Origin of the sequence: Halobaculum sp. MBLA0143 (assembly GCF_041361465.1) — an archaeon.
Classification (GTDB): domain Archaea; phylum Halobacteriota; class Halobacteria; order Halobacteriales; family Haloferacaceae; genus JAHENP01.
Genome location: NZ_JBGKAC010000001.1, coordinates 1403819 through 1426711, shown reverse-complemented (window position 1 = coordinate 1426711; position 22893 = coordinate 1403819). Strand labels below are relative to the sequence as shown.

The window sequence follows — 22893 nt, the reverse complement described above, 5'->3', positions numbered from 1 at the left end:
ACGCGCGGACATAATCCCACGGGTTCGGTGTCCGCCCCCCGACCGCAACCCACACTACACTCCCCCGTCTCTCCACGGCCGTGACGGAGACACGACTCGGCGCGGACGAGGCCGGCAAAGGACCCGTTCTGGGGCCGATGATCGCGGGGGCGGTCCGAGCGCCGCCGGCGGCGATTCCGGCCGACGTGGACGACTCCAAGCGGCTGTCGGCCGACCGTCGGGAGACGCTGGCGGCGACGATGGCCGACGACGACCGAATCACAGTCGCCGTCGCGGCCGTGAGCGTCGACGAGATCGACGACCCCGCGACGGACATGAACGAACTCACCGTGGCGGCACAGGTCCGGGCGCTGTCGAAGTTGGCCCAGCCGGGGGACACGGCCGTCGTAGACGCCGGCGACACCTCCGAGGAACGGTTCGGCCGTCGGGTCGCAGACGGCCTGTCGGACGTGACCGTCCGGGCGGCACACGGCGCCGACCAGACTCACCCGATCGTCGCCGCCGCGAGCGTGGCCGCGAAGGTGGAACGCGACCGCCGGATGGCCGCGATCGACGAGCGCCACGACCGCTCGGTCGGCAGCGGCTACCCGAGCGACCAGACGACACGATCGTTCCTGGCCGGCTACGTCGACCGCGAGGGAACGCTCCCGCCGGCCGCCCGAGAGACGTGGCAGACGGCCACGGACGTGTTGGCGGCCGCAGAACAGTCCGGATTGGCGGAGTTCTGACGCGATCAGGGGACGTGCCAGATCCCGCGACGACGGTCGAGCACGGCCCCGACGACGACGTGTGGGAACGCGACGATGCTGATGGCGACACTCCAGAAGGCGACGCCGCCGAGGAGGAGGCCGGCGCCGCCCAGTGGGTTCGGGGCGGCGAGCCAGACGGCGGCGACGACCAGTCCGGTCGCCATCGCGCCGCCGATCAGGACCCCCCACGCCCGCAGCGCGACGCTGCCGGCCGACGCGGAGTCGCCACCCGACAGCAGGTCCGGCCCGAGCCCGGGCTCGTCGTCGACGGCCAGCTCCCGGGCCACCTGGCGGGCGGAGTACCACAGCGGGAAGTACAGACCGACAGCCAGGACGACCGGGACGACCGCGAAGTACGCGACTAAGAGGAGCGTCTCGCCGGCGTCCACGAGGAACGAGCCGCTGCCGTCACGCCGGGCGAAGCCGAGCCCGAGGTGCGCGAGGACGACCCCGGCGTAGCCGGCGCCGATCAGCGGCCCGGTCACGTCGAAGTGTGCCGAGAAGGGCGCGAGTGCGCCCGGCTCGAACACCGCGACGATGATCGCGCTGAACGTGTGGAACGTCTCCGGGAACGCGACGATCGGAACCGCCATCGCCGCGCCACCGCGCGCGGCGGCGGCCAGGAGTCGTTGGGCCCGCGTCTCCAGGTGTCCCGCCCCGGTCGTCGCCTCCAGCACGTGGAGGTCGCCGCCGCCGCCCTTTGCGACGACGACCCCGACGGCGACGACCAAGCCGAGCACCGGGGCGACGAGGAACAACCCGATCCCGGCGGCCACCATCCCGAGGTAGCCGCCGACGTATCGCCACCGGAACTCCGCGGTGCGTCGCCGGAGGTTGGCGAAGTGTTCGTAGCCGCCGTGCGGGAGGTTGAGCGCCACCATCCCGACGAGGTAGGCCGTCGCCTGCGTCCGCAGCGGGATCGTCTGGCCCGTCGCGCGGAGCCCGCCGACCACCAGCGTGAGCGCGAGCAACGAACCCACGGAGACGCGCAGTGAGAGCCGATCCGTGTCGGTGCCGACCACTCGTTCGCGTGCCGTAGCCATACACGACGCTACGGCCGCGTCGGGCTTGTGTCCCGGTCGGGTTCCTACCGGCTGGGAACGACCCCGGGTGGTCGTCAGTCGTCGAACAGGAGGAACCCGGCGACGGTGAAGCCGAACGCCACGACCGCCGTGAGGACCGCCGTCGTCACGCGAGTCGACACCGCCGCCGACCCAGTCGAGAACCACGCCACGACAGTCACGGCCAGACTGCTCGCAACGAGCGATGTCTGACGCTCACGAACGACTGATCTCACAGTCATCGTCCTGGTAGGCACAACTGTGAGCGATCGGCTTAAAGCGTCTTCGCCCGGGCGAACAGAGAGCCCGAGTGTCAGTCTGCGCTGACTTACCTGTCGGTCAGCAGGCTCCGCAGGATGTCCCCGTACGCCGGGCGCGTGACGAACACGCCGACGAACACGCCGAGGATGGTGAAGATGGCGAACCCTTGGAGGTCACCCAGCGACAGCACCGCGAGCGGCGACATGGCGATCACGGTCGTCGCGGCCGCGGCGCCGATCACCCAGAACGCCTTCCGGAACCGCGACTGGAACACGCGTCTGGACTGCACGTCGCCCTCGTCCATCACCTCGTTGGCGATGATGATGAGGTCGTCCACCCCGGTGCCGATGACGGCGATGAACCCACCGATCACGGACAGGTCCACGGGGTACTGGATCAGTGCCGCCAGTCCGAGCAGAGCGTACACCTCCGCCATCGCCGTGACGATCATCGGCAGCGCCACCTCCGCTTCACCGTACCGGAGGAAGACGACGCCGCTGACGGCGAACACGGCGAGGATGCCGGCGATCAGCGAGTCGCGCTTGAAGTCTGCACCCTGTGCGGGCGCGGTGGTCCGGGTGGTGCCCTCGTCGACGTTCAGCGCCGCCGGCAGCGCACCGGCCCGGAGGTCGATCGACACCTGTTGGGCCTCCTCGAAGCTGTTGACCCGCAGGACGAACGACGGGTCGTCCTGCCACTCCCCGTCGACCATCCCCTGTGCCAGTCCGGGGCTCATCCCGAAGGAGTTGACCACCCGACCGTCGCGCACGACCAGCAGACACGGATCGGCCGTGTCCGGGTAGCTACACCGCGTGCCACCCCGCTGTGCGACTCCGGTCTCGACGAACGTCTGTTGGACCCGAGCGGCGTCGCTGCCGGCGATCCGCACCTGGACGGACGGGAGCCGGTTCCCCTGTCCCTCCCGCGGGCTGCCGATCCGCTGCAGGGCCCCGTCGGTGAAGATGGTCTCGTTGACGTACGTCGTCGTCCCGTTCTCCCGGACGGGCTGGTATGCGACGACCCGCACCGCACCACGGGAGTTGACGATGTCCAGCACCTCGCTGCGGTCACTGCCGGGCACCTGGACGGAGACGAACGGACGCGCCCCCGGGAGGTCGATGGTCCGGACGGTGCCGCCGGAGAGCCCGCCCTCGTTGATCTTCTGTTTGAGGACGCTCACCGTCTCGTCGAGCGTCTGTTGGGTGACCCCCTCCCGGACGGTTTCGAACTCGTAGTCGAGCGTCGACAGCGCCGTCTCCAGGTTCGTCTGGGTCGCGCTCGCTGCGGTCACCTCGACGACCCCGGTCGCCGGCCCGCCGTCGCGGCTGGGGGAGGTGTACCGGACGGTCACCTCACGCGGCGCGACGTCCCTTATCTCGCCGGCGACGGCCGCCTCCACCTCGGCGCTCCCGAACGACTCGTTGCGCTCGGGCAAGCTCACGCCCTCGGCGGTGACACCCACGAGCGGGGCGCGCACCTCCGTCCCGCCGTCGAGCTCCAGCCCGTACTGGAGGTTGGTGGGGTTGTCGGCGGAGGCTGCGGAGTCGAACCCCGGCGCGAACAGGAACGCCGTCGACAGGGCGACGATCACGACGAGCAGGCCGACACGCCAGTTCTCGCGGACGGAGCCGAGGAGGCTCACCGCGCCACCCCCTCGAACTTGTACCAACGGAGTAGACTGAGGTTGAGCATGTACGTGTTGAGCAGATCGGTCACCAGACCGAAGACGAGAACGGTCCCGATGCTGGCCAACAGGTCGATCCCGAACAGCGTGGCGACGACCGACAGGACGACCATCGCGGCCAGCGACGTGAGCGTCATCGTCACGCCGGTCCGCATCGCGCGGTAGGTGGACTCGTAGAAGTCACCCGACCGCCGCAGGACGTGGTTGTTCAGCAGGATGTCGGAGTCGACGGAGTACCCGATCAGCATCAGCAGCGCCGCGACCGTCCCCAGCGACAGCTCGATCCCGAGCAGGTTCATCAGCGCCACCGGCACGACGATGTCGGAGAACGCCGACACGACGACCGCGAGCGAGGGGACGAACGTCCGGAACAACCCGAACACGAGCAGAGCCATCCCCAGGAACGCCGCCACGACGCCCGCGAGCGCCGTCGTCTGGAGTGAACTCCCGAACGCGGGCGAGATGACCGCGCTGGAACGGTACGTCACCTTCTGTGCTGCCGCCGCCTGCTCGTCGGAGAGACAGTCGACGGACTCGATACCGTTACACTGAATCGCCTCCTCGGCGGCGGTCGGACTCTCCAGTTCGGCGCCGAACGTCACCACGAACGACCCCTGACTCGGGATCTCTCGGATCGACGCCGGCTCCACCGGGAACGCCGTCCGGATGGTCTCCTGTGGAGCGTCCCCGCTGACGGCGACACGGAACTCCGTGCCGCCGCTGAACTCCGTCCCGAGCGCCACGGGGGCACCGGTCGTGGCCGTCGCAACGGCCAGGATCACCAGCGCCACCGCGAGCACCACGAGCGGAACCGCCGCGAGCTGTCTGTTTGAGTACCGGTCGTAGTCGATTTCCGGTACCTCGAACCGTGCCATGCGCGTCGCTCCAGCCGCGCGCCGAATAAGCCTTCCCAAACGTCGGCGAGAACGGTGACCCACCGACGCCGGCGGGGCGACGTCGGCGGACACCCCCGGCGACCCGGGCGCCGTGTAACCGCTCGGGAGAGCGGTCGGCCGCGGGCGACTCGCGCCAGAGGCGCTGTCGACCGTCTGCGGTCGCCTGGTGGTCCGGCCTTCGACTAGCCGGTCGGTCGCCTCCAGAGCTCGGACTCTCCCAGAGGGGAGCTACGGACCGGGGACCTGCCCCCGGAGTCGGTCACTGTGCTGCCGGTCGCCAGCCGCACACCGAACACTCGGAGGCGTCGGCGTCGTGTACGCCTCCACACTCCGGACACTGCTTCTTGTTGTACGACTCCTCCCAGTCCGTCGGTCCCGTCTCGTGCCCGCGTGCCGAGAGGAACTCGTCGAACGGGTCTCCGTCCGTGTTCGGTGCCGTCGCCATACACGTCACTGTACACCGAGGGAGTACAAAGACCTTGTGGGCGGTTGTCACACCCTCGGATCGGTTCTCGCCCGGCCGGAACGTGTCACTCCTTCTGGAGGGCGATGCGGTAGTGTGCGCCGTCGGACGCCAGGCTGTCGACGACCCGCCACCGAGTCGGCGCGACCGCCTCCCGGAGCCGTTCCGGCGAGAACAGCCGGAACAGGAGCGTCTCCTCGCGGACTCCCTCGTAACGGAAGTGCATCACGCGGCTCGCGAGCCCTCGGGTCGGCTCCCCGCGGTAGCCCAACAGCTCGTGGGCGTCGTCCGTCGTCGGGTCGTAGGCGTCCACGACCGCCGTCGCCCCCGGCTGGGTGACGTACGCCAACTCCGACAGGAACGACCGGACACCCCCGAGCGACCTGGCGAGCCCCAACTGTGTCCCGACGGACAGGGCCGACGCGAACCGGTCGCGGTCGAACGTCTCCCGGAGCGCGAACATGTCCCCTCGACGGGCGTCGAGTCCCCGCTCGTGCATCGCCGTCACGAGCGCCGGCGACCGTTCCAGCCCGACCGTCTCGAACTGCTCGCCGAAGTACGCAACGTCCCGGCCGACACCCGCGCCCAGGTCGACCGACGGCCCCTGGAGGTGCGTCTCCAGGAACGCCGTCACCTCGCCGTCCGGCGGCCGTGGCTCGAAGTAGAACTTCTCGATCGGGTGTTCCCGTTCCCACTCCCCGTCGACCTGCCACAACGGCGCCGTCCGCTCGTCGCGGGCGTGGTCCAACAACGCCTGTCCGAATGGATCTGTCACGCCCACCACTCGCGGCGGGACCCATCTGAACGTTCCCACCGCACGTGAGACCGTCACGCGGCGACGACACAGGAGTGAAATCCGTCCGTGTGCAACCGTCGACAGATGCAGACTCCCTCGCGGCGACGGGTGGTCCGGCTGGCAGCCGTCGGCGCCGTCGCGGGCCTCGCGGGCTGTGGCGGCACGGACGCGGAGACGCCGACCGTCAACCCGGCGCTCCGGGAGACACCGACGGACACTCCGGGTCCGTACCGGGCGACGGCGACGGACGCGCTCGCCCGACCGCGGCGGCTCCGGCTCCAGAACCGACTCCTCCGCCGGGTCGAGGCGACGGTGACCGTCCGCGACGGCGACACGACCGTGTTCCGCCGGACTGTGACGCTCCCGCCGACGGACGGCGGGAGCGTCGGTCGTGCCGTCGCCGCGCCGGGAGAGTACACCGTCACCGTCGAGGCCGACGGCGGCCGTCGCCGGGAGGCGGCGTGGCGGGTCGCGGCCGACGCCGGTGACCTGGTGGTGGACGTCGACGACGGGCTGTCCGTCCGCGACCGCTACGCCGGCGGGCTCGCCGACCAACTCGTCGTCGACACCACGGCGGACCTGGACGGCCGCGGGCGGCTCGTCTTCGACAACCCCGGCGACCCCGTCCGGGCGCGGCTGTCGTTGTCGGACGACGGCGAGGATCGGGGCCGAGTCGGACTGTCGCTCCCGGCGCAGTCGCGGGTGGTGCTCCCCGTCGACCCCGGCGGGCCGGCGGTCGACGCCGGACTCGTCGTGGGTGGCGTCACCGCGGCCCACCGCTGGCAGGTCGTCGCCGACCGTCGACTGGAGGCCGTCGTCCGCCCGCGACCCCAGTTCCTCTGTGACCGCGTGTGGCGTGACCTGTGGGTCCGCAACCGAGACGACGACCCGCGGGACGTGCGGGTCCGGATCGGCGGCCGGAACGCCGCCGGAGTCGAGCGGACACTCCGCGTGCCGGCCGGCGACCGGGTGCGCCGCCGTGGGGCGGTGCCGCCGGGGGCCGACTACCGCTCCGTCGTCGAGAGCGACGACCTCACGGAGACGTACAGTTGGCCGGGCTGCCCGCCGGTCGGTCCGGTGCTCGTCGACGTGTCGACCGACGACATCCAGGTGCGTGTCAGACCGCGTAGTCGGCCCGAGGAGTGAAGACCGTCGCGCGTGTACGGAACAGTATGTCAGACGGCGCACGTCTGGTCCCTGGCGACGCCCGCGGCGGTCGCAGCCCGACCGTGGAGACTGTCGCCGTCGTGTTGCTCGTGTTCGCCCTCCAGATCCCGCTGGGTCTCGTCGGCCTGACGGGACTGCTCGTGTTGGACCCGGCAGTGTTCCTGAAGCCCTGGGCGCTCCTGACCGCGACGTACGCCCACGCCGGCCCCGGCCACCTCCTGTCGAATCTCCTCCCCCTGCTCCTCTTCGGCTTCGCCGTCGAACGGGTGACGACACGCTTCCGGTACCACCTGTTCTTCGTCCTGACGGGTGCCGTCGCCGCTCTCGCCGAGGTGACACTCGGGAGTGTGCTCGCCTTCTCTCCACGAGGAGTGTTGGGCGCCTCCGGCGCCGTGTTCGCGCTGATGGGGTACGCACTGGCCGGCAACGCCGTCGCCGACTGGCTGTCGAACGTCGTCGGCGTGTTCACCGACGTGGAGTGGGCCCCCACCGCGTTGCTCGTCGGGGTCGCCATCGCCGTCGCCGTCGCCCTCTCGGGCCCCGGCACCGCCCTCGTCGCCCACTTCACCGGGTTCCTCGTCGGCCTGCTGGCCGGCCGGCTCCGGCTGCTCCACGTCAGTCGGACGGCGTGAGGTGAAGTGTCAATCTCTTGTCGTTAACAACCCTCTTGTGTGTGAGTCTCTAACGAAGGTCTGTACTATGTGTCACCACCGAGACTTCCGCACGGAACGAACTCGTGCAGACGACGAGGCTGAGGAGCCGGAACCGACCGCAGACCCGGATCACGAGCCGGCCGACGACGTGGAGATCCTCACCGACGGCGGCGACGGCGAGGAAGACGACGCGGCGTGACGGCCGGCAGACGACGGGACGCGGTCGGCGGCAGCCGACCGGTCGCTCGGTTTCTTCGTTTTTTCGCCGACGAGTGACACCCGAGTCGACACGGACCGGCGACGGCCGTGTCGTCACGAGCGACGGCCGTACCGTGACGAGCGACGGGTGATCGTCGCGCCGACCGACACGGCTTTCACTCCGCCAGTGAGTGGGTACGTGTGAATTCTGACGAGGTCCGGCGCGGCTGGGCGGACCGGTCGGGGGCCTACTCCCCGGCGTACTACGCCTACCACGGCCCGGACGCGAGGAGCGAGTGGGTGACGCGCGCAGTAGAGACTCGCCTGGGAGAGACGGGGAGCGTGCTGGAGGTGGGGTGTAGCTCCGGACGACACCTCGAACAGTTCCGCCGGGCCGGGTTCGACGACCTCGCCGGCGTCGAACTGAACCCGGAGGCGGTCTCGGTGATGGGAGAGGCGTTCCCGGAGCTGGCGACGGTCGCGGACGTTCGGGTCGACGGGATGGCGTCGGCGTTGGCCGACCGGCCGACGGACGATGTCGACGTGGTGTACGCCGTCGAGACGCTGCAACACGTCCCGCCGGCGTCGACGGAGGCCTTCGAGGAGATCGCCCGCGTCGCCGGCGAACTCGTCGTCACCGCGGAAAACGAGGGGGACGGCGACCACTCCGACGGCAGCCCCGGAGAGGTGACACACGTCGACGACGACCTCCCGTTGTTCTTCCGAGACTGGGGGCGGGTGTTCGAAGCACAGGGACTCGATCTCGTCGAGACCGCCGCGACCGTCGACGGCCGGACGACCGGTCGCGTGTTCCGCGTCTGACCGCCCCACGGCTCACGGACTACTCGGGGCAGTTCGAACGGGTGCCAGTCGCTCGGCTGCGCCGACAGCCCCCGCACCCGGAGTTCGCCGTCGGCGTCGTCGGGCGCGTCCACGTCTGACTCTCCTACCTCGATCCGGCCGTCCGTGGCCTGACCGAACGTGTTCACCGTCTGGCGGTCGTGAGTGGGGGGATCGACCGCGAACACACCAGCCCGTCGGCGCTGTCGATCCGGGCCGACAGCGTCTGTGCGAACTGGAACAACGACCGCATATCCACGTACATCGACAGCGACGACAGGGTCACGAGGCCCGTCCGCACCCTGCCGCCCTCCAACGCGCCGTACAGCGACCCGTACATCGCGGAGAACTTCATCCCGATCCCCGTGAGATCGCTCTGCGTCGAGACGGCCTTCACTTGCGAGTCCGAGTGGTACTCCCGCCTCTTGGCTGGAACGGTTGATCACGCCTGCGCGGCCGCTGCGAGCCCGGGGTGGAGGAGTTCGCAGGCGTTCAACAGCTTCTCGCAGGTCATGCTCGTGGAGATATACAGCATCCCCCCGGTGGCGCCGCGCCGCTGCCGGCCGCGACGAGCGACAGGACCAGATCCTCCACCCGGCTCACCGCCCGCCTGGCGACCAACACGGTCGACCGCGGCGCGATGGGGTCGATCGGAATCTCGTCGGGGAACCCGTAGCCCGCGTCGTCGTCGCTCATCGTTCACCCTCGGCGCTGTCGGCCCGTGCGTGGAGTTCGATCAGGTCACCGCCAGCTCCGCCAGGTCCGCGAGGTACACTTCCTCGTCGGCGTCGAACTCCCGGGGCACGTCGTCGTACACGCACACCGAGCCGATGCGGAGCCCGCTGCTCGTCACCATGTTCGCGCCCATGTAGGACCTGACCCCCATGTCGATCAGCGTCTCCGACCGGCTCCGGAAGCGCGGGTCTGCCGTCACGTCCGACACCGTCATCACGTCGTCTTCGAGGATAGTGAACGTACAGATCGAGCCTTCCCGGTCCATCGACTCTCACTCTCCCGCCGGACCGTGACACGCCAGGAAGTCTTGGCTTGGCTGTGCTCGTTGACGATGTTGATGGGCGCGCGCGACACCTCGAAGTGGGCCGCCGCGAGCGACGTGATCCGGCTTAGCGACTCGATCAGCTTCTCGTCATCCAGATCGTACGCCCGCAGCGCTGCCACCCGCTCGGCTTCGTTCTGCGGCAGCGGGTACGACGCCTGGCTGCGCGACTCCACGGTCGTCCGGACGAGTCACGCCAGGCGATCCTCACCGAACAGTGACTCTTTGCCGACATACTCCGTGATCGATCACTGGAGCGCCGCCGTGTCGATCCTGTCTGGGTCCGCGTCCGTGTACAGGATACAGCCGGCGTCCGGCACCGCCTCCGCGGCGGCCCCGATCACGTCGAGTCCCGTCCCGTCCGGGAGTTCGTACTCCGTGACGACGGCCGCGACCGGCGGTGTCTCCCCCAGCGTCGCCGTCGCCGCCTCGGCCGTCCCCAGCGTCTCGACTGTCACCCACTCCGGCAGCTCCGCCCGGAGGTCCGCGGCGGTCTCTGCGCGCGTCTCGTCGTCCGGGTCGACGACGAGCAGTCTGTGCGGCTGCATTCTCTCGGCGCCGCTTGGTGGCTGGGGGGTTTGAGACTGCCGGCGAGGGTATCGGCTTCGATAATACAGGAGGAGGTGTGGAGCGGAGAAGGGTCTAGAGAGGTAGTGGACGGAGGTGTGAGGGCAATCTTCAACAGCCCGATGCTGATGAAGACGAACAGCGCCGCAACCGCGGTCGGAACCACACCGACTGTTTCGAACACAATGCTCGTAACTGAGGCGAAGATAACTTCTCCTATCATGGTTTGGAGGGTGTGTAAAACGGTACTCTCCAGTCCACTGTTACCATGCCCCCAGCAGGAATCGAACCTGCGAGTCCATGTTCCCGTCTTTTGCCCTCCTCCCAGAGCACCGTGTCTTACCTAATGTTCGGGCCCGTAGTTTATAAATCCATTGGTGGTTCACTGACCTCAGCACTCATAGAACTCGTCGCGGCCGGCTACCGGCCGGCTCAACCCGACGCCTCGTCATCGGCCGTCCGTAGGAAGCAACGCCGCAGGCAAGTGCGCCACCGCCCCGGACGACTGAACTCACAACCCGAGCACACTCCGCGCGGTCACCCGCGCGGCGATCTGCGGTCGGAGCAGTTTCGTCGGCGGCTGTTCCATCCGCATCACGCGGTAGAACTGCTCTGCGACGACGGGGTCGGAGTGTGTCGCCTCCATGACGGCAGCGGTGTAGCGGTTGAACAGGTCCGTCCCGGTCGGCTTGGTGCCACTCGTCCGGTCGAAGTCGAAGTCGGAGCCGACGGCCATCCGCCAGGCGGTGTCGACGACCTCTGCGACGCCGTCGAAGAAGTCGAGTGCGAGCCCCGACCGCTCGCCGTCCGCCAGCACGCTGTGGAGCTGCATCGCGTCCAGCGCGGCCACGGACATCCCCCGCCCGTAGATCGGGTTGAAACTGGCGACGGCGTCGCCGGTGAAGGCCAGCCCGTCGGGGAACCGATCGAGCTGTTCGTACCGCCGTCGGAGGCTCGCGGGGAAGGGGTACTTCTGGATCTCGTCGGTGGCGTAAGAGTGGTTCAACAGGATCTGCGCGATGTCGGGCTCCGAGAGATTGTCGGCGTACGCCTCAAACCCCTCGGGGTCCGTCGGGGCGTGCTCGCCGTGGAGTCCGAACAGGGTGACGATCCAGCGATCGTCCTCGATCGGGACGGCCGTCCCGCCCCGAGGGTCCGGCGCCGCCGGCGCCAGCGTGACGACGCGGTGAGCCTCCGGCGGGCGCTCGACGACCGCGGTCGTGTACGCGAGGTCGACCGACACCTCCTCGGCGGACGGTGACTCGTAGCCGTGGTCGTCGAGCCAGTCGGGCGTTCGAGACGTTCGGCCGGTCGCGTCCACGACGAGATCGGCCGCGAGCTCCCGACTGTCGCCGTTCTCGACGCAGGACACGCCGGTGACGGTCTCGGCCGCCTCGTCAGTCAGGTAGCCGGTGACGTGGGTGTCACCCTGGAGCCGCACCCGGTTGTCGTCTCGCATCCGTCGGCGGACGATCTGCTCGAACACAGCCTGCTCCCGCAGTACATCGGCAGTTCCGACGGCGTGTCGGTGATCTTCCCGCCGTGTTCGTACTGTCGGAACTCACTCCCATGTCGATCACGACGGCACCGGCCTCCGACACCTCCTCGCAGTAGCCGGGGAACAACGCCTCCAGCGTCGCACGCCCAGCCTCCATCATCGCGTGTGCGTGTGTCGACTGCGGAACTCCGCGGCGAGCGACCCGCTCGTCCGGCAACGGGTCACGCTCCAACACTACGACCGTCTCGTAGGCGTCCGCGAGAACCCGGGCCGCCAACAACCCGGCCACACTCCCGCCGCCGACGACCGCGCGATCTCCTGTCTGCTCGACTCGGATCGTACTTCGGAACGGCAGCGAGCGTCACGTCTGCTCCGTGTCACTCGTCGAAAGTAACCCTGTGTAATTGTCTCAAATGCTGTGACAGTGTTACGAACGGCTGTGAGGGCCGTCTCGACGGAACGGAACGGTGCGATCCTCGGGTTGATCTCCGGGAGGCTACTGCGTCGGGTTCTACAGAGCGGCAGTGACGGAGCGTCGGTGGTAGTTCGGCCTCGGCACTCATAGGGCTCGTCGTCACCGGGTGCCAGCCGGTTCGGCCCGGCGCCTCGTCATCGGCCGTCCGTGTGGTACGGCTTCGGAGAGAAGTGTGTTGTCGTTGGCGCTGGGGAGAGACACCGCACGACCCGAGGAGTGCCCCCGAGACGACGGCCAGAGTGTCCCCCGCGTAACTGTCGAGCACACCGTGCCCTCGAAGTGCGTCCTCCCGGCACCGGTGCCCGGGTGCCGGTCGGCGTCTCGACCGACCGTGCACGCGTCGAACCGCCCGCCCCGTCCGTCCCGCGGCAACCCGACAAACAGACTTTTGACTGTCAGGCGCTCTCGGACGATATCCACATGCTGACAGTACTGGGGGCGATCGGAATCGCGGTCGCGGTGTTCGTGGGGTTCAACATCGGCGGCTCGTCGACGGGCGTCGCCTTCGGCCCGGCAGTCGGCGGGCGACTGGTCAGGAAGGCCACCGCGGCGGCGTTGTTCACCGTGTTCGCGCTCGTCGGGGCGTGGACGGTCGGCCGGAACGTGATCGACACGATGAGTAGTAGCATCGTCCCGGCGACGCAGTTCTCGCCGCTCGCCAGCGTCGGCGTCCTCTTCTTCACCGGCCTCGCGTTGTTGATCTCGAACCTCTACGGCGTCCCGGCGTCCACGTCGATGACGGCCGTCGGCGCCATCGTCGGCCTGGGGCTCGCCACGGGGACACTGAACGAGGCGCTGATGTTCACCATCCTCTCGGCGTGGATCGTCGCGCCGTTGATCGGATTCGCCTCCGGCGCCGTGATCGGTCGGTACGTCTACCCGCACCTCGACCGGAAGGTGGCGTTCACCCGCCTCGACAGGCACCTCGTCCAACTCGACCGCTCTGGGGCCGTCCCGCGCCCGCGGATCAACAACAACGCCTCCCTCCGCGATCTCGCCGGATCGCTCGCGGTCGTCGCCATCGCCTGTTACATGGGCTTCTCCGCGGGGGCGTCCAACGCCGCGAACGCCGTAGCCCCGCTCGTGGGTGCCCGCGGCCCCCTGACCGTCGACGTGGGCGTCCTGCTGGCCGTCGCCGCCTTCGGCGTCGGCGGGTTCACCATCGCGCGCCGGACGCTGGACACGGTCGGGGACGACATCACCGAACTACCGATCCTCGCCGCGCTGATCGTCTCCGTCGTCGGCGGGACGATCATCACCGTCCTGTCGGCGCTGGGCATCCCCGCCAGTCTCGCCGTCTCGACCACCTGTTGTATCATCGGGCTCGGGTGGGGCCGAGCGAGTCGTGCGGCGACGCTGACGGACCTGGCGACCCCCTCGCCCGAGCCGAAGCCGGAGGTCGCCGGGTCGACGGGGTCGCTGAAGGCCGCCGAGCCCGACGCCGCGCCGACGAGTCCGACCGTCGGCGAACTGGCAGAGAGAGAGACGCCGGTGACCCCCGACGGCGGGGAGCCGTCCGTGCCCGACATCGGAGAGCCGGACGACGACACGCTGGCCGCCGAGAGTCTGTTCGACCCCGCGGCCGCAAAGCGGATCGCCGTGCTGTGGGTCGTCACCCCCTCGTTGGCCGTCGTCGGCTCGTACCCGTTGTTCCTGTTGGTGTTGTGAGCACGCAGGCCAGCGAGCCGGTCGACAATCCGTGTCGTCGGCACACTGTCGCTCACAGCCCGCTGCGCACGTGGGCCTGCACGTCCACGCTGCCACCTGTCTCTGAGAGTGACTGTTCACGACTCCGGGACCCGCACATCGGCCGGGACCAGTGTGAACCCCAGCGTCCGAAAGTCGTCGTCGAACGCGAACACGTGATCGACGTGGTACTCGTCGGCCGTGACGGCTGTCACGTGGTCTACGAAAGAGATCTGTTGGTCGTCGAACCGTTCGAACTCGTCCACGACGGCGTCGACGGTCTCCCGGCCCGGATGGAGGACGCGAACGGCGTCGGAACCACGGACACGTCGGATCGCCCGGAGTGCTTGGTCGTGGCCGACCTTTCTGACGATGAGTGTCGCCAGTTCGCCGAGGACGTACCCGGTGGTGTACAGTGGCTTGTAGCGTAACTCACCAGTTCGGATCGCCTCCATCGTCGTCCGTGCAGAGTCGTGTCTCGCCGCGTCGGCGGTGAAGTGTGCGAAGAAAGCGCCAGTGTCCACGAACAGGGGTGTGTTGGCGGGCCCGCTCACAGCTCCGAGGCTCCGTAGAGCACGTCGTCGATCTCCGACTCCGATACCGACTCACCGGCGGTGAACGGCTCGGCAGTGAACAACGGGTCGTTCTCGTCGAACCCGTCTCTGCCTCCCGTCTCTGTGTGTCGCCACCAGACGACAGTCTGCTCGCCGAGCCGGACTTCCTCTAAGTGACCGTCTGCCGCCATTTCAGCGAGCCGTCCGGAAGCCGTCGCCCGATCCAGGTCGAACCGCTCGGCGACCTCAGGTGCCGTCCGGAACGGCCGACCGGTCTCGAAGTACGACAGGACAGCCTCGTCGCTGGGCGAAGTCTCACCTCGTCTCCCGGCGTCTCGGTCGGCGTTCTCCGACATCGTCGGTCGGTAGCGTCCACGGACGGTTAGGTGTACTGGGCCGTGGTGCGTACACGACGCCTCGGACCCGAGTCCACGGCGGTGAACCCACCGACCCCACGGTCCGGTCCGCCGGCGTCACCCTTCGATCCGTTCTCTCGCGGCCGCCACCAACAACGGGAGGAACACGGTCGCGTCGCCGTAGACGGAGGCGTTTCGAGCATTCTCCTCCAGTTTCCCCCAGGAGCGAGCTTCGTCCAGCGTCGCGCCCGACAGCCCGCCGGTCGCCTCCGGATCCATCGTGATCTGGACGGCGTAGTCGTACGCCCGCGGCGTGACGAGCATCGTCTGGAGGGTGAAGTTCTTCGGGACGCCCCCGCCGACGAGCAGACAGCCCGCGGCGTCGGCGTCGAACGCCTGGTCCGTCAGCGGTGTCATGTCCGCCGTCGCGTCCAGCCGCATGTCGCTCGTCTGGGTGTACATCCACGCCTGGAGCCCCAGCACGGAGTCCTGCACGGCCGGACAGTAGATCGGCACGTCCGCCTCGTAGGCCGCAGCCGCGACGCCCGGCCCCTCGTCGATTCCCTCCTGCTCGTTCACCGCGGCGTTCGCCCGGCCGAGTTCCGCACACAGCCGAGCGATGGAGACGGTGCCCTCCTCCGCCAACGGCGGGAACACCTCCTCGCGGAGGTGGTCTTCGAACAGCGCGAAGTGTTCCTGCGGGAGGTAGACGTTGTAGATCCGGTCGACCTCCTCGGCGCGCAACTGTTCGTCGTGGTCCCGCAGCGTCGACGGCTCCCCGTCTCCGTCGCCGTCCGTGTCGTCGGCCGCCCCGTGCTCGCCGCTCTCGTCGTGATCGTGCTCACTGTCGCCGTGATCGTGGCCGTGCTCACCCTCGCCGTGGTCGCGTCCACCCTCGCCACCGGCGTGTCCGTGCCCCTCGTGATCGTACTGTGCGGCGTGGCCCGGCCCTTCCTCTCCGTGGTGGTGTTTCCCGCCGATCGCCTCGATGGCGTCGTGGGTGAGATTCGCGCCCGTGGTGACGAGCGCGTCGACGTAGCCGTCGCGGATCAGGTCCGCGACGATCCGGCGCATCCCAGTCGGCACCATCGCACCCGCGAGCGAGAGGAAGACGGTGCAGTCGTCGTCGCCCAGCATCTCGGCGGTCACGTCTGTGGCCTCGTGGACGGCTGCGGCGCCGATCCCGGCGTCGCCGTACTGTGCCACCAGCTCCGCGACCGTCATCCCGCCGGCGACCGTCGCGTGCCCCACCGGGTCGTCCTCGAACAGCTCCCGCTCGGGCGGCTCGTACCCCGCCTCGTCCGTGTCGTCTGTCACGTTCCCGGGTCCGTCCGGGGCGGGCTTGAACGCGACGATGCGGCCGGCGGCTACAGCCCGGTCGGGTGCGACAGCACGGTCGTCTCCAGGTCCCGGTCCCAGTCGGCGACGAGTTCTGCCAGCGCCGCGACTCCGAACGTCTCCGTCGCGTAGTGGCCGGCGAGGAACACGGAGATTCCCGACTCGCGGGCCTCGTGGTACAGTCGTCCCTCTCCTTCGCCGGTGACGAGCGCGTCCGCGCCGGCCACGACCGCCTCGTCCAGCCAGTCGCCGCCCGCGCCCGTGACGACCGCGACCGTCTCGATCTCCTCGGGACCGAAGTCCAACACCTGGACCCCTTCGCCGTCGTGGTCCAGCTCCGACTCCAACACCGCCGTGAGTTCCCCCGTGGTGTACGACTCTCCCGCGACACCCAACTGTCCGATCGTCTCCGGCCCGAGGCTCCCGAACGGCTCGCGATCCTCCAGCCCCAGACAGTCCGCCACGCCGGCGGCGTTGCCGTGTTCTGGGTGACCGTCCAACGGGAGGTGTGAGACGTACAAGTCGAGATCCCGGTCGGTGAACGCGGCCACGCGGTCGTACGTGCGGTCGGTGACGCGGTCCAGCCCGCCCCACACGACGCCGTGGTGGGTCACGAGCAGGTCCGCGCCCGCGTCGGCGGCCGCCTCCGCCGTCGCCGTCACGGCGTCGACCGCGAACGCGACGTGGTCGATCTCGCGCGTGGCCGTCGTCTCCGCGATCTGGAGCCCGTTCGCGCTGGCGTCTACGTCCGCGTACGCCCCCGTGTCGAGCTCCTCGTCCAGTCGGTCCGCGAGTGTCTGGCGTTGCACGGCGAGACCGTCGGGCGGCGACGGCTTGTACGTCGCGGTCTCAGTCGATCAGCCGCCCGTGTTCCACCTTCAGACACCGGTCCTGTGTGGCCCGGAGCCCGGCGGTCTCCGCGCGTGCGAGCGCGTCGCCGGCTTCGATCCCGAGCTGGAGCCACAGCCCCCACGCGTCGCCGACGCGCTCCCGACGAGCGAGCACGTCGTCGACGATCCCCGGCACCTCCTCGCTCGGACGGAACACGTTCACGAGGGCGACCTCGCGGTCGACGTCCGCGAGCCCGTCGGCCGCGGGAACGCCGAAGACCTCGTCGGCGTACGGGTTGACCGGAACCACCTCGTAGCCGTGCTCCCGGAGGTACCGCGGCACGTCGTGTGCCGGCTTGCCGGGCGTGGTCGAACAGCCGACGACGGCGACCGTGTCGGCCGAGAGCAGTTCTCGCAGTCCGGCGTCGTCTGTCACTGGCACAGTCGAGCGCAGACGCTCGACGGGCGTAAACGAACGGGTGGTGTGTGTCGGACGCGCTGGACCCGGGTCACTCCGCGAGACGGACTTCCACCGGGTCGTCCTCGTGTGTGCGGACGACGCCGTCGAACAGCTGCTTGAGCGTGTTCATCGTCTGGTCGTCGTGGGCGGTGGAGTCGATGACGTACAGTCCGAGCCCGTCGACGCTCTGGATCCGACCGGTGAACACGTGGAGGAAACGGAAGACAGTCTGGAGGTCGGAGTACATCAACAACGTAGAAAGCGAGTGGAGCGCCACTCGATTCTGTCGGATGTTCCGTTCCTGGTAGAACGCCTCCAGGAACTCCGACAGCTGGATCCCGATTCGCGTCATGTCGACCGGGGAGGAGGCGTACTTGATACGGTCGTCGTCGCGCACGTTCCCGCCCTGTTGTCGGGTGACGCAGTCGACGACCGCCACCGGCTTGCCGTCGTACGGCGTCCGTTGTTCGTACAGCTCCAACACTCTGTCTGCACCGTCCTTCGTCGTGACGAAGATCGCTCCCTCGCCGTCGTCCGTTCCCTCGCCCAGGATGTCCAGGGCGAGGTCGCGCTTGCCCGTCATCGACGGCCCAGAGATCAGGACGTTCGACCCCGGTTCGATCTGCGTCTCCAGCGGCCCTACCTCATACATTCGTGTTCTCCTCCGACGGTTCCGCCGCTCCCGACCGGCTGTGCGAGCGCCACACCGCCGATGGGGAACTCATCTACTATCACATTCATACTGTGAGCCAGTATTATTCTTTTTGCTTGGCGATAGACGACCCCGGGGTCGTCGGTGGCTGGCTCCCCGAGGGAGGGTCGGTCTCTGTCTACCGATGTTGTGCACTCGGCGGGCGCGAAACCTGAATGTGTCGGGCGAGCCGCGGGCTCGAACCGCGGGATTGAAAAAGGGTGACTCGCTACGAGGGAGTGAGGGCGCTTAGCTCAGTCTGGACAGAGTACTTGGCTTCGGACCAAGCTGCCGCGGGTTCGAATCCTGCAGCGCCCATCGTTCTGCGAGGAGCGAAGCGACGAACAGACGGTAGCGCGAAGGATTCGAATCAGGGAGCGAACGGAGTGTGCGATCGAGGTTCGAATCCTGCAGCGCCCACGTTTCCGACGACGAACGGAGTGAGGAGTCGAAACTGGGCCGAAGGATTCGAATCAGGGAGCGAACGGAGTGTGCAGTCGAGGTTCGAATCCTGCAGCGCCCACGTTTCCGACGACGAACGGAGTGAGGAGTCGAAACTGGGCCGAAGGATTCGAATCAGGGAGCGAACGGAGTGAGCGACCGAGGTTCGAATCCTGCAGCATTCGCCCACTCTCGGGTCAGATTCGCCGGGCAGTACACCGAGGACGAGCAGTCTGGACCCTCGAACGACGAAAGGCGGCCCTCTAGACGGTCGCCGAACCCCTGTCCGGCAACACGTTGCCACGACCGTGCCGTCACCGTGAACTCCGAGACCGACCGACGCCGCCACGCCGAATCCGAGTACTGCAAGCAGTCGCGTGTCTGCTACCACGTCGTCCGGGCGGTGTCCCACGAGCGTCGAGTCACGGTGGGTCCCCTCTCCACCGCCGAGGGAGAGCGTGTGGCAGTCGAGCCGCCCACGCGAGACGAGATCGCCGAGCTAGCCTGGCGAGGAAGTCGAGACGGTCGTTCCGATGCAGGAAGAGACCCAGCCGCCCGGTGAGTGACCACTCGGTTCACCCAGATATTCGCACCAGACGTTGACTAATTCAATAATCTTTTTGACACGACTGTACTACTACCCGGCCGAAGATGTCGGACACGCCGGAGGAACTCAGACGTCGGTCGGGAAAGTCTGCGACGGAGATCAGAGACGCCTACGACCACGACGAAGCCGAGACGACCTCTCGGATCAAACGGCGCATCGCTGCTCGCACCCGCCGACACCAGTTCGGCGACGTCGACGGCCGTGTTCTCGACGTTGCCTGCGGAACTGGAACGAACTTTCGGCACTTCCCCGAGTCTGCCGAGGTCTTCGGTGTCGACATCAGCGGGGACATGCTCGAGGTCGCTCGTGACGGAGCGACCGAACTCGATGGGCGTGTGGGGCTCCAACAGATGGACGCCCAACGCCTCTCGTTGGAGGCCGGCTCGTTCGACTACGTCGTCTCCGCGCTGTCGACCTGCACGTTCCCAGATCCGATCGAGGCTCTGAACGAGATGGGGCGTGTCTGCAAGCCATCTGGACAAGTTCGACTTCTCGAGCACCACAAGTGGCAGTTCGGACCCCTCGGAGAGTTGCAGGAACGGAGTGCCGAAGAGGAGTACCGACGTGTCGGGTGTCGACTGTACGACGATCCGGCGAAAGTCGTCGAGCAGTCAGATTTGGACGTCGTCGGTCGCCGCCGATGGCGGCTCCCTCCGTTCACGGGTGTCGTCGCTCGTCCACCGTCACCCTGAGTGAGACTCAGCCCACGAACGCCACGCCGTCGATCTCGAACCGCGCACCCCCTCCACCGCCTTCCGCGAGTCTGATCTCCCAGCCGTGGGCGTCGGCGATCTCGGAGACGATGGCGAGCCCGAACCCGGTGCCGTCGCGGTCGGTGGAGTAGCCGGACTCGAACACGCGGTCACGCTCTGCCGCGGGGACGCCTGGCCCGTCGTCTTCGACCGCGAAGCCGGTCGGCGTGTCCGTCACACACACCGTCTCGCCGCCGTGTTCGGCGGCGTTGCGGAGGAGATTCTCCAGCAGCCGACACAGTCGGCTCCGGTCGGCACGGACGACCCGATCAGTCTGCACCCGGAGTCTGGTGCCGGGCGCGGTGGTCGTCTCCCAGGCTTCGCGGGCGGCGTCGGCGAGGTCGACCGGTTCGGGCTCCGTGACGGCGGTGCCCTCGCGGGCGAGCGCGAGCACGTTGTCGACAAGTGCGCCACTCCGGTCGAGCGCGCGTTGTGCGGCCGCGAGGTGCTCGTCGTCGCCGGTCTCTCGGGCGAGTTCCACCCGACCGGCGGCGGCGTTCAGGGGGCTCCGGAGGTCGTGTGTCACTACGTCGGCGAACCGGTCGAGCCGTTCGTTCTGGCGCTCCAGCTCTCGTTCCCGGCTACGGCGGCTGACGGCCGCGGCCGCGTGGGCACACAGCAGCTCCGCCAGTTCGAGATCCGTCTCGTCGAAGGCGTCGGGCTCGGCGGAGATGGCCTGGAACACGCCGTCGTCGCCGACCGGCACGGTCAGTCCGGAGCGGAACGCCTCCGTGACCGGGTCGGCCCGACCGTCGCCCTGGGTGTCGCTCGTGATGTAGCTGTCCCCGGTCTCTACGGTCCGGCCCGCCAGCCCCTGATCGGGGTCGAGGAGGTACTCGTCGACGTTCTGGGGTGCGCCCTCGGAGGCGGCCTGGAGTCGGAAGGCGCCGTCCGCGACGGTGGTGAGGACACACCAGTCGAACGCGAGCGTGTCGGCGGCGGCCGCGACCGTCCGCTCGTAGATCTCGTCGACGGAGCCGGCGTCGGCGAGCGCGGCCGCGAACTCGTTCAACGCCGTGAGCTTCCGCTCGTAGCGTCGGTCGTCCGTCACGTCGACGTACGTCGCGAAGCCGCCGGCGCCGTCGTCGTAGGTGGCCGTCTGGAGCAGGAACTCCCGGGTGCCGGTCGCGGTCTCGCGGGACACCTCCACGCGCTCGACCCGTTCACCGGCCATCGTCCGCTCGTCCAACGCCGTCGCCTCCGTGCGGGCCGACTCCTCGTCGGGGACGAGGTGGTCGTTGAGCGACTCGTCGACGAGCCGGTCGCCGTCGTAGCCGAACACGGACTCGAACGCCTCGTTGACGCCGACGACGATCGGCTCGCCCGTCTCGAAGTCTATCTCCACGGTCGGCTGCGTGAGGTTGTCGAACAGTGCGCGGAACCGGTCGCGGCTGGCGGCCAGCTCCGCCTCTCGGGCACGGAGCCGCGCCTCGTCGGACACCTGGTCTAGGGCGGTGCGGAGCGACGCGGCGAGCACGTCCGTCAGGAACTCGTCGGTGGCGTCGAACGCGCCGGGCTCGGGCGCCGAAACGACGAGCACGCCGTGGTCGCCCAACGGGTAGACGATCGCGCTGCCGACATCCGTCGCCGCCGACAGCGCCGGGTCCGCGGTCGTGTCGTCGATCACGACCGGCTCTCCGGTGTCGAACACCCTCCAGATCAGTCGGCTGGCGACGCTGTCCTCGTCGCGGTCGTAGTCGGGCGTCTCGCCGAACTCTCGGTAGACGGAGTCGGTCGCGGCGACGCCACGGAGCGTCTGGCCGTCGGCAGACAGGAGGTGGACGCCACACAGCGACGCCCCCAGGACCGTCTCGCTGGTCTCGACGGCGACCCGAGCGGTCTCGACGGGGGAGGTGGTGTCGAGCAGTGCGGTCGTCTGGCGCCCGAGCGCCTCCAACTGTCGCTCGCGACGCTTCTGCTCGGAGATGTCCGTGTACAGCGCGAAGCTGGCGGTCACCTCGGCGGCGGCGGCATCGACCGGCACCGCTCGGAGGAGGAACTCCCGGGGCCCGTCGGGGGTGTCGCGTGTCACCTCGCGCTCGATCACGTTCCCGTCCGTCACCTCGCGGCTGACCTCCCGCGCCGCCCCGCGGCGCCGTGGGTCGGCGACGATCTCGTCTAACGGTCGGCCGACCAACGGGGAGCCGTCGCCGAACGTCTCCTCGAACGCCGGGTTCGCCTCTTGGATCACCGGAGTGTCACCGTCGAACTCCGTCCAGGCGACGGCGTCCGTCGCGTACTCGAACATCGCGGAGTAACGGCGGCGGGACGCCGAGGCCCGCCGGCTGGCGCGGTACTGTTCGACGGCGTTGACGATTCGGTTGGCCAGGAGTTCGTACTGTTCCGTCCCGCTGTCCTTCTGGAGGTAGTCCGTCGCCCCCGCGGAGATCGCCTCTCCGGCGATCGACTCCGACCCTTTCCCAGTGAACAGGAGGAACGGCAGGTCCGGTTCGCGCTCCCGAACCCGTTCGAGGAACTCGATTCCGTCGAGGCCAGGCATGTCGTAGTCGGAGACGACACAGTCGAACGACTCCCCGTCGTCGAGGCGAGCGAGCCCGTCTTCCGCCGTTGTCTCCGTCTCTACCGTTACAGCGTCGTCGACCCGTTCGAGCAGCGTCGCCGCCAGGTCGGCGAACCCCGCGTCGTCGTCGACGTGGAGCACCCGTATCGGGTCCGCCATATAGTTACCTATGTGTGTGGGTTGAAAACGATTGTCCCGAATCCCTCGAAGGGCACATCTGACGGCGTGTGTCACGACGAGGCTGTGACGGCCAGGTGAGTCAGTGCGGTAACGGACCTGTACTCGCTCGTGT

The 22893-nt window shown here is 68.6% G+C and carries 26 protein-coding genes and 1 tRNA gene; 8 read left to right on the top strand and 19 right to left on the bottom strand.

The annotated features are described in order from the left end of the window. The first annotated feature begins 80 nt into the window (after window positions 1-80). On the top strand, window positions 81-728 hold the full coding sequence (rnhB, locus tag RYH79_RS07350; RefSeq protein ID WP_370897703.1) for a ribonuclease HII: 648 nt from the start codon (window positions 81-83) through the stop codon (window positions 726-728). Window positions 729-733: 5 nt separating this feature from the next. On the opposite strand, the gene RYH79_RS07345 is transcribed toward rnhB, so the two are convergent. The 6 genes from RYH79_RS07345 to RYH79_RS07320 all read right to left on the bottom strand — a co-directional run bounded on the left by RYH79_RS07345 (window position 734) and on the right by RYH79_RS07320 (window position 5889). Beyond that, window positions 734-1792: a Brp/Blh family beta-carotene 15,15'-dioxygenase gene (locus tag RYH79_RS07345; RefSeq protein WP_370897701.1), complete on the bottom strand. Its 1059-nt coding sequence runs from the start codon at window positions 1790-1792 to the stop codon at window positions 734-736. A gap of 74 nt (window positions 1793-1866) precedes the next feature. After that, entirely contained in the window at window positions 1867-2046 is a 180-nt protein-coding gene (locus RYH79_RS07340) for a hypothetical protein (protein WP_370897699.1), read from the bottom strand. A gap of 92 nt (window positions 2047-2138) precedes the next feature. Then, window positions 2139-3713: a preprotein translocase subunit SecD gene (locus RYH79_RS07335; protein ID WP_370897697.1), complete on the bottom strand. Its 1575-nt coding sequence runs from the start codon at window positions 3711-3713 to the stop codon at window positions 2139-2141. Next, window positions 3710-4630: a protein translocase subunit SecF gene (gene secF / locus RYH79_RS07330; protein ID WP_370897695.1), complete on the bottom strand. Its 921-nt coding sequence runs from the start codon at window positions 4628-4630 to the stop codon at window positions 3710-3712. The genes RYH79_RS07335 and secF overlap by 4 nt, the downstream gene beginning before the upstream one ends. Window positions 4631-4910: 280 nt before the next feature. After that, entirely contained in the window at window positions 4911-5096 is a 186-nt protein-coding gene (locus RYH79_RS07325; protein ID WP_370897693.1) for an HVO_0416 family zinc finger protein, read from the bottom strand. An 85-nt stretch (window positions 5097-5181) separates the two neighbouring features. After that, window positions 5182-5889 (bottom strand): methyltransferase domain-containing protein, encoded by a 708-nt coding sequence (locus RYH79_RS07320; RefSeq protein ID WP_370897691.1) that lies wholly within the window; start codon window positions 5887-5889, stop codon window positions 5182-5184. A 105-nt stretch (window positions 5890-5994) separates the two neighbouring features. On the opposite strand from RYH79_RS07320, the gene RYH79_RS07315 reads away from it, so the two are divergent. The 4 genes from RYH79_RS07315 (at window position 5995) to RYH79_RS07300 (ending at window position 8750) form a co-directional block, all read left to right on the top strand. After that, window positions 5995-7056, top strand: a complete 1062-nt coding sequence (locus RYH79_RS07315; protein WP_370897689.1) for an Ig-like domain-containing protein — start codon at window positions 5995-5997, stop codon at window positions 7054-7056. 26 nt (window positions 7057-7082) lie between these two features. Next, a complete protein-coding gene (locus RYH79_RS07310) occupies window positions 7083-7709 on the top strand; it encodes a rhomboid family intramembrane serine protease (RefSeq protein ID WP_370897686.1) in 627 nt (208 codons plus the stop codon). 67 nt (window positions 7710-7776) lie between these two features. Next, complete coding sequence (locus tag RYH79_RS07305; protein ID WP_370897684.1) at window positions 7777-7929, top strand: hypothetical protein; 153 nt, start codon at window positions 7777-7779, stop codon at window positions 7927-7929. 200 nt (window positions 7930-8129) lie between these two features. Further along, a complete protein-coding gene (locus RYH79_RS07300; RefSeq protein ID WP_370897682.1) occupies window positions 8130-8750 on the top strand; it encodes a class I SAM-dependent methyltransferase in 621 nt (206 codons plus the stop codon). A gap of 163 nt (window positions 8751-8913) precedes the next feature. Here RYH79_RS07300 and RYH79_RS07295 read toward each other — a convergent pair whose 3' ends face one another. The 6 genes from RYH79_RS07295 to RYH79_RS07270 all read right to left on the bottom strand — a co-directional run bounded on the left by RYH79_RS07295 (window position 8914) and on the right by RYH79_RS07270 (window position 12179). Beyond that, window positions 8914-9165 carry a DUF7504 family protein gene (locus RYH79_RS07295; protein WP_370897680.1) on the bottom strand — a complete coding sequence of 84 codons (252 nt, stop codon included), beginning with the start codon at window positions 9163-9165 and terminating at the stop codon, window positions 8914-8916. 113 nt (window positions 9166-9278) lie between these two features. Next, complete coding sequence (locus RYH79_RS07290; protein WP_370897678.1) at window positions 9279-9464, bottom strand: hypothetical protein; 186 nt, start codon at window positions 9462-9464, stop codon at window positions 9279-9281. Between the two features lie 40 nt (window positions 9465-9504). Continuing rightward, on the bottom strand, window positions 9505-9768 hold the full coding sequence (locus tag RYH79_RS07285; RefSeq protein ID WP_370897676.1) for a GAF domain-containing protein: 264 nt from the start codon (window positions 9766-9768) through the stop codon (window positions 9505-9507). Window positions 9769-10073: 305 nt separating this feature from the next. After that, entirely contained in the window at window positions 10074-10373 is a 300-nt protein-coding gene (locus RYH79_RS07280; protein ID WP_370897674.1) for a response regulator, read from the bottom strand. Window positions 10374-10903: 530 nt separating this feature from the next. After that, on the bottom strand, window positions 10904-11878 hold the full coding sequence (locus RYH79_RS07275) for an NAD(P)/FAD-dependent oxidoreductase (RefSeq protein ID WP_370897672.1): 975 nt from the start codon (window positions 11876-11878) through the stop codon (window positions 10904-10906). Beyond that, window positions 11817-12179 carry a hypothetical protein gene (locus RYH79_RS07270; protein WP_370897670.1) on the bottom strand — a complete coding sequence of 121 codons (363 nt, stop codon included), beginning with the start codon at window positions 12177-12179 and terminating at the stop codon, window positions 11817-11819. Before RYH79_RS07270 ends, RYH79_RS07275 begins: the two co-directional genes overlap by 62 nt. A gap of 606 nt (window positions 12180-12785) precedes the next feature. Between RYH79_RS07270 and RYH79_RS07265 the strand changes: the two genes are divergently transcribed. Beyond that, the gene (locus RYH79_RS07265; RefSeq protein ID WP_370897668.1) at window positions 12786-14033 is read left to right on the top strand and encodes an inorganic phosphate transporter; all 1248 of its coding nucleotides are present in this window, start codon (window positions 12786-12788) and stop codon (window positions 14031-14033) included. Between the two features lie 116 nt (window positions 14034-14149). On the opposite strand, the gene RYH79_RS07260 is transcribed toward RYH79_RS07265, so the two are convergent. The 6 genes from RYH79_RS07260 to RYH79_RS07235 all read right to left on the bottom strand — a co-directional run bounded on the left by RYH79_RS07260 (window position 14150) and on the right by RYH79_RS07235 (window position 18241). Next, window positions 14150-14605, bottom strand: a complete 456-nt coding sequence (locus tag RYH79_RS07260; RefSeq protein ID WP_370897666.1) for a type II toxin-antitoxin system VapC family toxin — start codon at window positions 14603-14605, stop codon at window positions 14150-14152. After that, window positions 14602-14961, bottom strand: coding sequence for a hypothetical protein (locus RYH79_RS07255; protein WP_370897664.1), 360 nt, complete (start codon window positions 14959-14961; stop codon window positions 14602-14604). Before RYH79_RS07255 ends, RYH79_RS07260 begins: the two co-directional genes overlap by 4 nt. A gap of 117 nt (window positions 14962-15078) precedes the next feature. Then, the gene (locus RYH79_RS07250) at window positions 15079-16278 is read right to left on the bottom strand and encodes a deoxyhypusine synthase (protein ID WP_370897662.1); all 1200 of its coding nucleotides are present in this window, start codon (window positions 16276-16278) and stop codon (window positions 15079-15081) included. Between the two features lie 50 nt (window positions 16279-16328). Beyond that, window positions 16329-17108 (bottom strand): Nif3-like dinuclear metal center hexameric protein, encoded by a 780-nt coding sequence (locus RYH79_RS07245; RefSeq protein WP_370897660.1) that lies wholly within the window; start codon window positions 17106-17108, stop codon window positions 16329-16331. 40 nt (window positions 17109-17148) lie between these two features. Next, window positions 17149-17571, bottom strand: a complete 423-nt coding sequence (locus tag RYH79_RS07240; RefSeq protein WP_370897658.1) for a CoA-binding protein — start codon at window positions 17569-17571, stop codon at window positions 17149-17151. A gap of 67 nt (window positions 17572-17638) precedes the next feature. Beyond that, complete coding sequence (locus tag RYH79_RS07235) at window positions 17639-18241, bottom strand: RAD55 family ATPase (RefSeq protein ID WP_370897656.1); 603 nt, start codon at window positions 18239-18241, stop codon at window positions 17639-17641. Window positions 18242-18523: 282 nt separating this feature from the next. Between RYH79_RS07235 and RYH79_RS07230 the strand changes: the two genes are divergently transcribed. Both RYH79_RS07230 and RYH79_RS07225 read left to right on the top strand, forming a co-directional pair. After that, a tRNA-Arg gene (locus tag RYH79_RS07230) sits at window positions 18524-18598 on the top strand. A 774-nt stretch (window positions 18599-19372) separates the two neighbouring features. Next, on the top strand, window positions 19373-20020 hold the full coding sequence (locus RYH79_RS07225) for a class I SAM-dependent methyltransferase (RefSeq protein WP_370897654.1): 648 nt from the start codon (window positions 19373-19375) through the stop codon (window positions 20018-20020). 7 nt (window positions 20021-20027) lie between these two features. On the opposite strand, the gene RYH79_RS07220 is transcribed toward RYH79_RS07225, so the two are convergent. Continuing rightward, window positions 20028-22760: a GAF domain-containing protein gene (locus RYH79_RS07220; RefSeq protein WP_370897652.1), complete on the bottom strand. Its 2733-nt coding sequence runs from the start codon at window positions 22758-22760 to the stop codon at window positions 20028-20030. Window positions 22761-22893: the final 133 nt, after the last annotated feature.

Excerpts from the sequence above, each read along its gene's own strand:
- RYH79_RS07345 (WP_370897701.1), bottom strand. The coding sequence starts at position 1,792 with ATGGCTACGGCACGCGAACGAGTGGTCGGCACCGACACGGATCGGCTC.
- secF (WP_370897695.1), bottom strand. The coding sequence starts at position 4,630 with ATGGCACGGTTCGAGGTACCGGAAATCGACTACGACCGGTACTCAAAC.
- RYH79_RS07325 (WP_370897693.1), bottom strand. The coding sequence starts at position 5,096 with ATGGCGACGGCACCGAACACGGACGGAGACCCGTTCGACGAGTTCCTC.
- RYH79_RS07315 (WP_370897689.1), top strand. The coding sequence starts at position 5,995 with ATGCAGACTCCCTCGCGGCGACGGGTGGTCCGGCTGGCAGCCGTCGGC.
- RYH79_RS07310 (WP_370897686.1), top strand. The coding sequence starts at position 7,083 with ATGTCAGACGGCGCACGTCTGGTCCCTGGCGACGCCCGCGGCGGTCGC.
- RYH79_RS07305 (WP_370897684.1), top strand. The coding sequence starts at position 7,777 with ATGTGTCACCACCGAGACTTCCGCACGGAACGAACTCGTGCAGACGAC.
- RYH79_RS07290 (WP_370897678.1), bottom strand. The coding sequence starts at position 9,464 with ATGAGCGACGACGACGCGGGCTACGGGTTCCCCGACGAGATTCCGATC.
- RYH79_RS07285 (WP_370897676.1), bottom strand. The coding sequence starts at position 9,768 with ATGGACCGGGAAGGCTCGATCTGTACGTTCACTATCCTCGAAGACGAC.
- RYH79_RS07280 (WP_370897674.1), bottom strand. The coding sequence starts at position 10,373 with ATGCAGCCGCACAGACTGCTCGTCGTCGACCCGGACGACGAGACGCGC.
- RYH79_RS07265 (WP_370897668.1), top strand. The coding sequence starts at position 12,786 with ATGCTGACAGTACTGGGGGCGATCGGAATCGCGGTCGCGGTGTTCGTG.
- RYH79_RS07255 (WP_370897664.1), bottom strand. The coding sequence starts at position 14,961 with ATGTCGGAGAACGCCGACCGAGACGCCGGGAGACGAGGTGAGACTTCG.
- RYH79_RS07235 (WP_370897656.1), bottom strand. The coding sequence starts at position 18,241 with ATGTATGAGGTAGGGCCGCTGGAGACGCAGATCGAACCGGGGTCGAAC.
- RYH79_RS07225 (WP_370897654.1), top strand. The coding sequence starts at position 19,373 with ATGTCGGACACGCCGGAGGAACTCAGACGTCGGTCGGGAAAGTCTGCG.
- RYH79_RS07220 (WP_370897652.1), bottom strand. The coding sequence starts at position 22,760 with ATGGCGGACCCGATACGGGTGCTCCACGTCGACGACGACGCGGGGTTC.